This window comes from Pseudomonas sp. GM50 (assembly GCF_000282375.1).
Classification (GTDB): domain Bacteria; phylum Pseudomonadota; class Gammaproteobacteria; order Pseudomonadales; family Pseudomonadaceae; genus Aquipseudomonas.
Genome location: NZ_AKJK01000148.1, coordinates 1 through 13473, shown reverse-complemented (window position 1 = coordinate 13473; position 13473 = coordinate 1). Strand labels below are relative to the sequence as shown.

At 59.4% G+C, this 13473-nt stretch carries 11 protein-coding genes; 6 read left to right on the top strand and 5 right to left on the bottom strand.

Going from position 1 to position 13473, the window contains the following annotated elements; genetic code table 11:
* Positions 1-116: 116 nt before the first annotated feature.
* Positions 117-572 carry a DUF721 domain-containing protein gene (locus PMI30_RS00265; RefSeq protein WP_008015220.1) on the bottom strand — a complete coding sequence of 152 codons (456 nt, stop codon included), beginning with the start codon at positions 570-572 and terminating at the stop codon, positions 117-119.
* A 307-nt stretch (positions 573-879) separates the two neighbouring features.
* Between PMI30_RS00265 and secA the strand changes: the two genes are divergently transcribed.
* The 4 genes from secA (at position 880) to PMI30_RS00285 (ending at position 6702) form a co-directional block, all read left to right on the top strand.
* Positions 880-3615: a preprotein translocase subunit SecA gene (gene secA / locus PMI30_RS00270; RefSeq protein WP_032836327.1), complete on the top strand. Its 2736-nt coding sequence runs from the start codon at positions 880-882 to the stop codon at positions 3613-3615.
* Positions 3616-3735: 120 nt separating this feature from the next.
* Positions 3736-4953: a bifunctional glutamate N-acetyltransferase/amino-acid acetyltransferase ArgJ gene (gene argJ / locus PMI30_RS00275; RefSeq protein ID WP_008015216.1), complete on the top strand. Its 1218-nt coding sequence runs from the start codon at positions 3736-3738 to the stop codon at positions 4951-4953.
* 175 nt (positions 4954-5128) lie between these two features.
* On the top strand, positions 5129-5761 hold the full coding sequence (locus PMI30_RS00280; protein ID WP_032836325.1) for a glutathione S-transferase family protein: 633 nt from the start codon (positions 5129-5131) through the stop codon (positions 5759-5761).
* A complete protein-coding gene (locus PMI30_RS00285) occupies positions 5758-6702 on the top strand; it encodes a Nudix family hydrolase (protein ID WP_008015213.1) in 945 nt (314 codons plus the stop codon). The genes PMI30_RS00280 and PMI30_RS00285 overlap by 4 nt, the downstream gene beginning before the upstream one ends.
* A 117-nt stretch (positions 6703-6819) precedes the next feature.
* On the opposite strand, the gene PMI30_RS00290 is transcribed toward PMI30_RS00285, so the two are convergent.
* Genes PMI30_RS00290 through PMI30_RS00300 form a run of 3 tightly spaced genes read right to left on the bottom strand, consistent with a single transcriptional unit; the run spans position 6820 to position 10403 of the window.
* Positions 6820-7401 carry a cob(I)yrinic acid a,c-diamide adenosyltransferase gene (locus tag PMI30_RS00290; RefSeq protein ID WP_007906604.1) on the bottom strand — a complete coding sequence of 194 codons (582 nt, stop codon included), beginning with the start codon at positions 7399-7401 and terminating at the stop codon, positions 6820-6822.
* Between the two features lie 2 nt (positions 7402-7403).
* Entirely contained in the window at positions 7404-9440 is a 2037-nt protein-coding gene (locus PMI30_RS00295; RefSeq protein ID WP_032836329.1) for a sensor histidine kinase, read from the bottom strand.
* A 45-nt stretch (positions 9441-9485) separates the two neighbouring features.
* Complete coding sequence (locus PMI30_RS00300; protein WP_008015208.1) at positions 9486-10403, bottom strand: putative 2-dehydropantoate 2-reductase; 918 nt, start codon at positions 10401-10403, stop codon at positions 9486-9488.
* A 140-nt stretch (positions 10404-10543) separates the two neighbouring features.
* On the opposite strand from PMI30_RS00300, the gene PMI30_RS00305 reads away from it, so the two are divergent.
* Positions 10544-11029, top strand: a complete 486-nt coding sequence (locus PMI30_RS00305; RefSeq protein ID WP_007906601.1) for a YajQ family cyclic di-GMP-binding protein — start codon at positions 10544-10546, stop codon at positions 11027-11029.
* A 136-nt stretch (positions 11030-11165) separates the two neighbouring features.
* Positions 11166-12008, top strand: a complete 843-nt coding sequence (locus PMI30_RS00310) for a mechanosensitive ion channel family protein (protein WP_008015206.1) — start codon at positions 11166-11168, stop codon at positions 12006-12008.
* A gap of 145 nt (positions 12009-12153) precedes the next feature.
* On the opposite strand, the gene PMI30_RS00315 is transcribed toward PMI30_RS00310, so the two are convergent.
* On the bottom strand, positions 12154-13473 hold a 1320-nt coding region (locus tag PMI30_RS00315), incomplete at its 5' end, for an OprD family porin (protein ID WP_008015204.1).

Genomic DNA, 13473 nt, shown 5'->3' with positions numbered 1-13473 from the left:
CGACACAAAACCTGTAGGAGCGAGGCTTGCCCGCGAAGCTTTTGGCGGCCTCAAGGGCCTCTTCGCGGGCAAGTCGGATCGCCGCACCGCTCGCTCCTACAGGGGATGTGTCAATTTCAGGTTTTGGGTTTGGCGTGCGCCGCCAGGCGTTCGAGGGCCGCCCGCAGGTTCGGGTCGGTAATTCCATCGGCCGTCGCCTGAATGGTCGCCGCCGCATCGGTCGACAAATTTATCGTATGTCCCACAGCCCCTTGCTGAACGGTAGGCGGTTGAACCTTGAACAGAATCCGCGTCAGGCTGGCGAACTCGTCGAACAGCTGTAACTGCCGTTGCAGACGCTTTTGCTGATAACGCAGGCGGGTGGCCCAGTGACCGTCGGTGACAATCAGCAGCAAACTGCCTTCGCGCCACGACGCCACATGGCAATGTTCGCGGGCCGCCGGCTGCAACTGGCTTTCCACCAGACGTTGTAAATGACCCAGGCGTTGAGCATGGCCAAAGATGGCTTTCAGCGGTTTGGCTTCGCGAAGCAGAACGGCGGGTGCTCTGGCCGTGAGAGGGCGAAATGCCATGATCGAACACCTGAAGTAACAGAGCGGCCATGGTAACAGAAAGCACCCGTTGCCCCCGACCCATTGCTTTGCGAGCGCTTTACCCATTAAATCAACGAGTAACTTGTGCCCTCGATGGGTTGAAGTTCAGCAAAAAGCCCTTATTTTAAGTGAGCCCCGTCACAGCGCAGTGCATGCATCGTGGAATAACGCCACTTTCCTCACCATCGTTTCCGGGTAGAATGCTCGTTCGCATGCGGCCATGAGGGCTGCACGGGCGACTCACGGGGCCGCCCTCCATCCCTTTAGTGTGGAAGATCCTGCCGATATGTTTGCGCCTTTGTTAAAGAAACTTTTTGGAAGCAAGAACGAGCGTGAAGTCAAACGCATGCTCAAGACGGTGCAGCTCGTCAATGCCTTCGAAGAGCAAATGGTAGCCCTTTCGGACGATCAATTGCGTGCCAAGACCGACGAGTTCAAGGCCCGCCTCGCCAAAGGGGAAACCCTCGACAAACTGCTGCCAGAAGCCTTTGCGGTCGCCCGCGAAGCCGGTAAGCGCGTCATGGGTATGCGCCACTTCGATGTCCAGCTGATCGGCGGCATGACCTTGCATGAAGGCATGATCGCGGAAATGCGTACCGGTGAAGGCAAGACCCTGGTGGCAACACTGGGCGTTTACCTCAACGCGCTGTCCGGCAAGGGCGTGCACGTTGTGACGGTGAACGACTACCTGGCCCGCCGTGACGCCAACTGGATGCGTCCGCTCTACGAATTCCTCGGCATGACGGTCGGCGTGGTCACCCCATTCCAGCCGCCGGAAGAGAAGCGCGCCGCTTACGCCGCCGACATCACCTACGGCACCAACAACGAATTCGGTTTCGACTACCTGCGCGACAACATGGCGTTCAGCATGGAAGAAAAATTCCAGCGCGAACTCAATTTTGCCGTGATCGACGAAGTCGACTCCATCCTCATCGACGAAGCCCGTACCCCGCTGATCATTTCCGGTCAGGCCGAGGACAGTTCCAAGCTGTACATCGAGATCAACAACCTGATCCCGCAGCTGGAATTGCACGTCGAAGAAGTCGAAGGTGAAGTCACCAAGGCTGGCCACTACACCGTCGACGAGAAGACCCGTCAGGTCGAACTCAACGAAGCCGGTCACCAGTTCATCGAAGACATGCTCACCCGCGTCGGCCTGCTGGCTGAAGGCGAGAGCCTGTATTCGGCGCACAACCTGGGCCTGCTGACCCACGTTTATGCCGGCCTGCGTGCGCATAAACTGTTCAATCGCAACGTCGAATACATCGTGCAGGACGGTCAGGTCGTGCTGGTCGACGAACACACCGGCCGTACCATGCCGGGTCGTCGTTTGTCCGAAGGCCTGCACCAGGCCATCGAAGCCAAGGAACACCTGAACATCCAGGCCGAGAGCCAGACCTTGGCGTCGACCACGTTCCAGAACTACTTCCGTCTATACAACAAGCTGTCCGGCATGACCGGTACCGCAGACACCGAAGCGTTCGAGTTCCACCAGATCTACGGCCTGCAGGTCATGGTCATCCCGCCGAACAAACCGTTGGCGCGTAAAGACTACAACGACCTGGTGTTCCTGACCGCCGAAGAGAAATACGCGGCGATCATCAACGACATCAAGGAGTGCATGACTCAGGGCCGTCCGGTGCTGGTGGGTACCGCCACCATCGAAACGTCCGAGCACATGTCCAGCCTGCTCGTGAAGGAAGGCATCGAACACAAGGTTCTGAACGCCAAGTTCCACGAAAAAGAAGCCGAAATCATTGCTCAGGCCGGTCGTCCGGGCGCACTGACCATCGCCACCAACATGGCCGGTCGTGGTACCGACATTCTGTTGGGCGGTAACTGGGAAGTTGAAGTCGCCTCCCTGGAAGATCCAACTCCGGAGCAGATTGCCCAGATCAAGGCCGACTGGCAGAAACGTCACCAGCAAGTGCTGGAGTCGGGCGGCTTGCAGGTGATCGCTTCCGAGCGTCACGAATCGCGCCGTATCGACAACCAGTTGCGCGGTCGTGCCGGTCGTCAGGGCGACGCCGGTTCCAGTCGTTTCTACCTGTCGCTGGAAGACAGCCTGATGCGCATCTTCGCCTCTGACCGGGTGAAGAACTTCATGAAGGCGCTGGGCATGCAGTCCGGCGAGGCGATCGAGCACCGCATGGTGACCAACGCCATCGAGAAAGCTCAGCGCAAGGTTGAAGGCCGTAACTTCGACATCCGTAAACAACTGCTCGAGTTCGACGACGTCAACAACGAACAACGTAAAGTGATCTATCACATGCGTAACAGTTTGTTGGCCGCCGACAACATTGGCGAAACCATCGCCGATTTCCGTCAGGACGTGCTCAACGCCACCGTCAGCGCGCACATTCCACCGCAATCGCTGCCAGAGCAGTGGGACGTGGCCGGTCTGGAAGCGGCGTTGCAGAGCGACTTCGGTGTGGCGTTGCCAATCCAGCAGTGGCTGGACGAAGACGATCACCTGTATGAAGAAACCCTGCGCGAGAAGCTGATGAACGAGCTGATCGCCGCGTACAACGAGAAAGAAGACCAGGCCGGTGCCGAAGCACTGCGCACCTTCGAGAAGCAAATCGTTCTGCGTGTACTGGACGACCTGTGGAAAGACCACCTGTCGACCATGGATCACCTGCGTCACGGCATCCACTTGCGTGGTTATGCACAGAAGAACCCGAAGCAGGAATACAAGCGCGAGTCCTTCACCTTGTTCTCCGAGTTGCTGGATTCGATCAAGCGCGACTCGATTCGTGTGCTGTCGCACGTTCAGGTTCGCCGCGAAGATCCGATCGAAGAAGAAGCTCGCCTGCGTCAGGAAGCCGAGGCACTGGCTGCGCGCATGCAGTTCCAGCACGACGAAGCACCTGGCCTGGAGCAACCGCAAGTGTTGGGTGAAGAGGTCGATGTAGCCCTCGCCACCGCACCGGTACGCAACGAGCAGAAGCTGGGCCGTAACGAGCTGTGCTACTGCGGTTCGGGCAAGAAGTACAAGCATTGCCACGGGCAGATCCAGTAAACCCGTTTCGTACGCTGAAATACCCGCGCCGCGACCGGCTTATGCCGTCGCGGCGTTTTGCCATTTAAACCACCGACGCCCCGACGGCGGTGCAGACATCATTTATTAAGGAGCGCATTCATGGCTGTTGGTCTTGGTCCTTTGCCAACGTTGCACCCGGTTGCCGGTTTTGAACTCGGTATCGCCTCGGCCGGCATCAAGCGCCCGGGGCGCAAGGATGTCGTGGTCATGCGCTGTGCCGAAGGTTCCACAGTGGCGGGCGTGTTCACCCTGAACGCCTTTTGCGCCGCTCCCGTGATCCTCGCCAAACAACGCGTGCAAGGCCCGGTACGTTACCTGCTGACCAACACCGGCAATGCCAACGCCGGCACCGGCGAACCAGGCCTGGCAGCCGCCGAGCGCACGTGCGCCAAACTGGCTGAGCTGACTGGCGTCGATGCAAGCCTGGTGCTGCCGTACTCCACCGGTGTGATCGGCGAGCCGCTGCCGGTCGAAAAAATCGAAGGCGCGCTGCAAGCCGCCCTCGACGATCTGTCGGTCAATAACTGGGAAGCCGCCGCCACCGGCATCATGACCACCGACACCCTGCCCAAGGGTGCCAGCCGTCAGTTCCAGCATGACGGCGTGACCATCACCGTTACCGGCATCAGCAAAGGCGCGGGCATGATCCGCCCGAACATGGCGACCATGCTCGGCTACATCGCCACCGACGCCAAAGTCTCGCGTGACGTGCTGCAAAACCTGCTGCTGGACGGCGCCAACAAGTCGTTCAACCGCATCACCATCGACGGCGATACTTCGACCAACGACTGCTGCATGCTGATCGCCACCGGTCAGGCAGCACTGCCGGAAATCACCGAAGCCAGCGGTCCGCTGTTCGCTTTGCTGAAACAAGCAGTGTTCGAAGTCTGCATGGACGTGGCCCAGGCCATCGTGCGCGATGGCGAAGGCGCGACCAAGTTCGTCACCGTGGAAGTCAATGGCGGCGGCAATCACCAGGAGTGCCTGGACGTCGGTTACACCGTGGCCCATTCGCCGCTGATCAAGACCGCGCTGTTCGCCTCCGACCCGAACTGGGGCCGCATTCTGGCCGCCGTGGGCCGTGCCGGCGTACCGAACCTGGACGTGAGCAAAATCGACGTATTCCTCGGTGACGTGTGCATCGCCAGCCGCGGCGCTCGCTCCGCCACCTACACCGAAGCCCAGGGCGCGGCAGTGATGCAGCAGGAAGAAATCACCATCCGCATCGAGCTGGGTCGCGGCGATTGCAGCGAAACCATCTGGACGACTGACCTGTCCCACGAATACGTGAAGATCAACGCCGAGTACCGTACTTGATCACTCGTTAGACCGAGTCGCTGCAATCGCGAGCAGGCTCGCTCCCACAATAGATCTCCAGTGAATACAACATTTGTGTTCGGCAGGATCAAATGTGGGAGCGAGCCTGCTCGCGATGACGGTCTGCCAGTCGCTGCATAGGCTGGCCTGTTTCCTTCATAAAAAGGTCCCGAACATGAGCCTCCACCTGATCATCGGCGACAAACTGCATTCCTCCTGGTCCCTGCGCGCCGCACTGGCCCTCGACCTGACCGGCGCGGCCTACACCGAAGAACTGATCAAACTGAACCAGCCGGACACTCGCGAGCGCGTGCTCAAGCATTCGCCGACCGGGAAAGTCCCGCTGCTGAAAACCGAGCACGGCACCATCGCCGATTCCCTGGCGATTGCCGAATACCTGGCTGAACAATTCCCCGATGCCGGCCTCTGGCCCAAAGACACTGCCGCCCGCGCCCAGGCGCGTTCGGCGTGTGCGCAGATGCACAGTGGTTTTTTCGCCATGCGCGGCAATATGCCGTTCGACTTGAGCCACGATGCGCCACTGTCGCCGACCCCGCCTGAGGTTCAGGCTGAAATCGAGCGCATGCTGGCGTTGTGGGCTGAATGTCGCGCCGCCGCGACTGAAACCGGCCCGTTCCTGTTTGGCGGCGCGACCCTGGCCGATGCGTTTTTTGCACCGATCGCCGTACGCCTGCGCACCTATCAGGTAAAACTGCCCGAGGCCGACGCGGCCTATGTCGAAACCATCTACCAATGGCCAGCCTTCAAGGCTTGGCAGAAGGCGGGTCTGGAGGAAATAGAGCGGTGAAACGAGTCCATGTAGCAGCCGCGGTTATCCGCGATAGCAACGGCAAAATCCTCATTGCCCGCCGTGCCGACACCCAGCATCAGGGCGGTTTGTGGGAGTTCCCCGGTGGCAAGGTCGAGGATGACGAGTCCGTCGAGACGGCCCTGGCTCGCGAGCTTCACGAAGAGTTGGGCATCGTGGTCAATACCGCGCGACCGATGATCAAGGTTCGCCACGATTATCCGGACAAGCAGGTGTTGCTGGATGTCTGGGAAGTCTCGGCATTTACCGGCGAACCCCATGGCGCCGAAGGTCAGCCTTTGGCCTGGGTGACCGCGCGGGAACTGGTGGACTACGAATTTCCGGCCGCCAACCAACCGATCGTCGCCGCTGCACGCTTGCCCGGCGAATACCTGATTACCCCGGAGGGCCTGGAAACCCCGGCCTTGCTGCGCGGTATCCAGAAAGCCATCGCTGGTGGCATCAAGCTGATTCAGTTGCGCGCGCCCAACGGCTACGACCCGCAATACCGCGATCTGGCGGTGGACGCGGCGGGGCTGTGTGCCGGCAAGGCGCAGTTGATGATCAAGGGACCGTTTGAATGGCTGGGGGACTTCCCGTCCGCCGGTTGGCACATCACGTCGCAGCAGTTGCGCAAGTACGCGGCGGCCGGGCGTCCGCTACCGGCGTCGCGCTGGTTGGCAGCGTCTTGCCACAATGCTGAGGAACTGGCACTGGCCGAGCAGATGGGCGTGGACTTCGTAACCCTGTCGCCGGTGCAGCCTACGCAGACTCACCCGGATGCGCTGCCATTGGGTTGGGAGCAGGCGTCGACCCTGATCGAGGGCTTCAGCAAACCGGTTTTCTTGCTCGGCGGGGTGGGGCCGGCGGAGCGGCAAAAAGCCTGGGAAGCGGGAGCGCAGGGTGTGGCGGGGATTCGGGCGTTTTGGCCTGAGGCTTGATTTTGCGTTGAGGCTACTGGCCTCTTCGCGGGCAAGCCTCGCTCCTACAGGATTTGGCAACAACGCCGTCCTTGTAGGAGCGAGGCTTGCCCGCGAAGGCGTCCTTGAAGACGCCGACTAAACTTGGGGTTTCGCAGCCGCTTGCCACAAAATCTCGGCAATCCCCTGACGCTTGGCAATCAACCTCGCCGCCACAAACAACAAATCCGATAACCGATTGATATACGCCAGGCCAACCCCGGCCAGCGGTTCGATCGCATTCAACTGCTGACACCGGCGCTCGGCGCTGCGCGCCAGGCAGCGGCATACGTGAGCCTGGGCGATCAGCGCTGAACCGCCGGGCAGAATGAAATTCTCCAGCGGCCCCAACTCTTCATTCCACACATCGATCGCCGCTTCCAGACGCTCGATTTCTGCCGTGTTCAGTGCCTGATACACCGGCATCGCCAGTTCGCCACCCAAGTCGAACAACCGATGCTGGCAGGGCGCCAACACCTCGATCACTTCGTTCAACCCCGGATACGTATCACTTTGCGCCGCCAACCCGGCCAACAGCACACCCACCTGGCTGTTCAGCGTATCGACTTCGCCAATGGCCTCGATGCGCGGATGGTCCTTGGGCACCCGGCGGCCATCGCCGAGCCCGGTTTCGCCTTTGTCGCCAGTGCGGGTGTAAATCTTCGACAAGCGAAAGCCCATGGTTACCTCGACAGCTGATTGAGTTCTTGAGAGACCACCGGAGTGCCCGACAACGGCAGGCGCAAGGTGAAACAGGTGCCTTGGCCCGGCGTCGATTGCACTTCCATCTGGCCCTTGTGATTGTTGGTGATGATGAAATACGAGACCGAGAGCCCAAGACCGGTGCCCTGGCCGATTTCCTTGGTGGTGAAGAACGGCTCGAACGTGCGTTTGCGCACGCTCTCGCTCATGCCGATGCCGTTGTCTTCGACCTGAATTTCCGCCCATGGCGGATTCAGTTTTGTGCGCAGAATGATCCGCCCCGGTTCGCGGTCGTCCGGGCGCTGGTGAATGGCTTGCGCGGCGTTTTTCAGCAAGTTGAGCAGCACCTGTTCCAGTTCGTTGGCAGTGCCGGGCACCGGGCCCAGTGCCGGATCGAACTGCCGAATGATCGCCTGCCCCTTGAAGTCGAAACCGATGGCCAGGTCGAAGTCATTGCCGGCGATTTCCACCGCTTGATCGATCAACGCCGGCAAATCGCAAGGAGCCATCTGCCGGGTACTGCGGCGGCTGAAACTGAGCATATGCGTCACGATTTTTGCCGCCCGGGCGCCAGCCTGTTGAATGCCATCGAGTAACTGCGGCACTTCGCGAGCTTTCAAGTATTGGTTGACCGTTTCCAGCTCGATGCCCAGTTGCTCGGCCTGTTCGAGGTTCTTCGGCAGATCGGGTGAGAGGCGCCGACGAATGTTCTGCACGTTGTGCAGGATTGCGCCCAGTGGGTTATTAATCTCGTGAGCCATGCCGGCGGCGAGGCCGCCGACCGAGAGCATTTTTTCCGACTGCACCATCATTTCTTCCAGGGACAGACGTTGGGTGATGTCGTCGATCCGGATCACCACGCCGCGCCCGGCACCGCCCATCAAAGGGTAGAACGTCAGGGCGTAATGCTTGGGCTCATCGTCCTTGAGCCAGGTCACGCGTTCGATCTTCGCCACCGTATGCTGCTCGACGGTTTGCCTGAGCTGCGGCAGGAACGGTTTGAGCGGTTCGAAGGCGAGGAAGATCGGCTGGTTCAAGGCTTCGTCGAGACGCGTGCCGGACAGGGCGCTGGCTTCCTGATTCCACTGGGTCACGTAGAGCTGCTCGTCGAGGGCGATCAGCGCCGACGGCATGGAGTCGATGATGCTGTTGAGGTAGTTCTGAAAACCGGTGAGTTTCTTTTCGATCTTGCTGCGCACCTGAACTTCCAGCTCCAGCTTGCGGTTGGTGTGACGGGTTTCTTCGGCCAGCCCCTGAGCCTGGTCGTAAGCGGCCTGGGAGTCGTCGCGGGCGCGCTTGAGTTGCTGCTCCCGGGCCTCGATGCGCGAGAGCATGGTGTTGAACGCTTCGGCGAGGCTGCCGATTTCGTCGTGGTTGCCGCGAGAGGCGCGCAGGGCGTAGTTCTCTTCCCGGGTGACTTGCCGGGACAACTCTTCAAGCTGATGGATCGGTCGGGTAATCAGGCGTTTGATCTGCCGGGCAATCACCAGCCACAACAGCACGCTGAAGATCAGAATCCCCAAACTGGCGGTCAGGGTCCCGGTGTAGAACGCCATCGGCAGTTCGCTGCTGGCCACCAACAACAGATGGCCGGGCTCGGTGCCGGGGCGGGGCAGGGTGATCACTTGGTTGCTGCGAAACTCCATGGCTTGCCAGGCGTCGAGGTGCCGGAAATGCTCCGGCAGCTGGAGCTTGTCGCCCTGCTGCAGCTGCGCCAAAAGCACACCTTTACCGTCATAGAGCGCGGCCGCACGCAACGGTGTATAGCTGTTGAGTTCGTTGAGCAGGCGCTCGGCGGTTTGCGGCGACTTCAGGGCTTCGGAGATCAGGCTCGGGTTGGACACCAGCCGGCCGATGGTCTGCAAGGCTTGGGGGGCCATGCTTTCCTGGGAAATGTAATAGGCGGCGCTGATAAAGGTCAGGTTGGCGACCAGCAAAACCGTGGTCAACAGCACCAGCAGGGCGGCCAGCAGTTTCTGGCCGACTGGAAGGTTTTCAAGGCGCTGGCGCAATGGCATCAGGTTCATCGCTGAAAAGGAACAAGTGGCCAGCGTAGCCGCTGCTCAGTCGCTGGGCAATCCAAGGCTGCGCAGATGGGCGATCAGGCGCTGCTGCAATTGATTGAGGTGGGGCAGGTTCAGCTGGTGCCGCGACGCGACTTTGCAGGCATGGCCCAACAGGTAGCTGATTTCGGTGCGGCGCTGATTCGCGACGTCCTGGTACATCGAGGAGAAATTGGCCGCGGTAGCCTGGATCACCCGTTCGACTTCCTCCCGGAGATTTTCCGCCGCTGCCGGCTGGCCGCAGCGTTCAAGCAGCTCGGTGAGCTCGGCACACAGAGTGGCGACTTCGCAATGATGTTGCTGCAAACCGCCGTTACGGCATTCGTGCAGCACGGTCAGCGGATTGATCGCACAATTGAGCGCCAGTTTTCGCCACAGCCTTGTGAGGATGTCCGTGCTCCACTCATGGGGAATACCGGCGGTGCTCAAGTCCTCCAGCCAGATCGGCGCCACCGGGTGGCCGGCATCCCCCAGCCAGGTGTAGCCATGACCGGCGAATACCACGCGCCAGTCGCCATCGCGAAATGCGCCTTCGGTGCTGGAGGCGAAGATACAGCGCGCCTGAGGCACCTGCGCCGCAACCGCGTCCTGGCTGCCAAGGCCGTTCTGCAACAGGATCAGTTCGGCGTCGGAAGTCAGGCGATGGGCAAGCCGGGCCACGGCTTTCTCGGCGTCGTAGGCTTTGCAGGCCACCAGCAGACGGCTGATAGGCCCGTCGCTGTCGGGTGTCTCGCCGGGCACCGGATACAGCTGCGCTTCGCCGTGTTCGACCAGCGTCAAACCGCCCGCCGTCTGATAGGCCTGTAAGCGTGTCGCGTCCCGCACGATCAGCCTGACTGGCACGCCAGCCCGCGCCAGACGCGTGGCCCAAAGGGTGCCGAGGCTGCCGGCGCCGAGAATGTGCCAAGGGGTAGACATCAACTTTTTGCTCGGTTTGGCGCTGGCATGTGAGGCTCGCAGTATCGGTTGGAAAAGACCCGTTATAATGAGCCCGATTTTAACCGCAAGCCAAGCGCGCTCCATCGTTATCGAGCGTGCCTTTTTATTGGAGAGATTACATGCCGTCGTTCGACGTGGTATCCGAACTGGACAAACACGAAGTCACCAACGCGGTCGAGAACGCCGTCAAGGAACTCGATCGTCGTTATGACCTGAAAGGCAAAGGCACCTTCGAGTTCAAGGAAAAGGACCTGACCGTCAACCTGACCGCGGAAGCCGATTTCCAGCTCGAAGCGATGATCGAGATCCTCAAGCTGGCCCTGGTCAAGCGCAAGATCGACGTGCAGTGCCTTGAAGTCAAGGATGCCTACGCGTCGGGCAAGTTGATGAAGCAGGAAGCGGTCCTCAAGGAAGGCATCGACAAAGAGCTGGCGAAGAAAATCGTCGCTCACGTCAAAGACGCCAAGCTCAAGGTCCAGGCCGCCATTCAGGGCGAGCAAGTGCGCATCACCGGCAAGAAGCGTGACGATTTGCAGGAAGCGATTGCAGCCCTGCGCGCCAAGACGTTCGACATGCCGCTGCAGTTCAACAACTTCCGCGACTGACTTTTCAAGCGGAACCTTGTGGGAGCGAGCCTGCTCGCGAAAGCGGTGTGTCATTCAATAGTGATTTCGACTGATATGCCCCCTTCGCGAGCAGGCTCGCTCCCACCCTGATTGTGCTTAACCCGGGAGAATGTAGATGGATTTGAATACTGAAGTGGACAACCTGGTCAAGGCATCCCAAGCCTGGATTCCGATGATCATGGAATACGGCAGCCGTGTGCTGTTGGCGGTGATTACCCTGGCCATCGGCTGGTGGCTGATCAACAAAGTGACGCAAAAACTCGGCGGCCTGATTGCGCTGCGTAACGCCGACCTGGCGCTGCAAGGTTTCATCAGCAGCCTGGCGAACATCATCCTCAAGATTCTGCTGATCGTTAGCGTGGCGTCGATGATCGGTGTAGAAACCACATCCTTCGTCGCAGCGATCGGTGCTGCTGGCCTGGCGATCGGTCTGGCGTTGCAGGGCAGCCTGGCGAACTTCGCCGGCGGCGTGCTGATTCTGTTGTTCCGCCCGTTCCGCATCGGTGACTGGATCGAAGCCCAAGGTGTTGCCGGTACTGTCGACAGCATCCAGATCTTCCACACCGTACTGCGCACCGGCGATAACAAAACCATCATCGTGCCTAACGGCAATCTGTCGAACGGCATCATCACCAACACCAACCGTCAACCGACCCGCAAAGTGGTGTTTGATGTGGGTGTGGCTTACGAGGCGGACTTGCAAAAGGCCCGTGAAGTGTTACTGGAGCTGGCCAAGGATCCGCGAGTATTGGCTGATCCGGCACCGGAAGCGGTAATTTCCATGTTGGGTGACAGTTCGATCACTGTTTCCCTGCGTGTGTGGGTGAAGACCGCTGACTACTGGAATGTGATGTTCATGTTTAACGAGCAATCGCGCGATCGTTTGAAGACTGCCGGTATTGATATTCCATTTCCGCAGCGGGTTATTCGAGTGATGCAGGAATCGGCAACGGTGTAATGATCGGTCTTTCGATTCATGTTTGACCTTTCGGTCAGACGTGTTCTGCAAGAGCCCGATCCATTGAACACAATGCTGTAACCAATAAAAAAGGCCCATCCGAAGATGGGCCTTTTTTTGATTACCGCGAACTGGCTTTCGGCAATTACAGAACCGAAATCGGGTAGTCGACGATCAGACGGAACTCGTTGATATCGCCTTCAGCCTGGTCGGTATTGGCGCGGTGCCATGCCTGACGAATGCGGAAGGACAGATCTTTCGCAGGGCCTGTCTGAACTACGTACTTAGCTTCGAGGTTGGTTTCGTGGTGCTTGCCATCTTCGCCGTAGCCGTACAGGCGGTATGGGCTATCGGCATCCATTTTGGTGCCGTCGATATCCCAGCCTTTAGCGTAACGGGTCATGAAGCTCAAACCAGGTATGCCGTACTCAGCCATTTTCAGGTCATAACGAACTTGTACAGATTTTTCGTTTGGAGCGTTGAAGTCAGAGTACTGGATGGAGTTGGCGAGGAAGATCGAGTCGCCGCCACGGTTGTTATCGCCTACACCGACGTAGTCAAACGGGGTGTCGCCGTTAACTTTCTGGAAGGCGAGAGTAACGGTGTGAGCCTTCAGGAACGAATAAGCGGCTGCCAGCGAGTACGTGGTGTTGCTGATGTCGCCCGCTTTGGCGCTACCGGAATCGGTGGTGCGGTAGATGTTACCGTCCAGGTTGACCGACTGAGTGCCACCCATTGGAATGGTATAGTTCACGTTGGCGTAGTACTGGTTCCAGATGTCTTTGAACTTGGAACCGTAGAGCGAAACGCTCAGGTTGTCGTTGATGCCGTATTTGCCACCGGCATAGTCCATGGTCCTGCCGGTTACAGGTTGACCGTCATCAGGAAAGCTCGCGTACTGGGAGTGCAACTCACCGTCGCTGTTCATCTCGTCCTGGCTGGAGGCCGAGTAGAAGTGACCGGCTTCCAGGTCCAGGTTGGCGATTTCGCTGCTCTGCAGTTGGAAACCGGTAGCGGTTTGAGGCAGCAGGCGGGAGCCGCCGACGGCGAACACTGGAGAGGTGCTTGGCTGCATCTCACCGAACTTCAGTTCAGTCTTGGAGACACGAAGTTTGACGGCTCCACCGGCTTTACCGAAGTCGTCGTGGTTACGGCCTTGGGAATCGCGGCTCAGGTTGCCCGAACCGGAGTACTTGTCTTCGCCGTCCAGTTTGATGCCCAGGTAACCGAACGCGTCAACACCTACGCCGACAGTACCTTGGGTGTAACCAGAGCTGAATACACCGTGGAAACCCTGGGTCCAGTCTTTGTCGTCGACTGCGCGGTCTTTCTTGTCACGGTTGAAGTAATAGTTGCGAAGCAGCAAGTCGAACTTGGCGTCTTCAACAAAACCTTTGGCTTCAGCCTGGTCACTTACGAAAGGTGCGGCCGTAGCCAATTGAGTACTGGCTGGTGCAGCAACTGC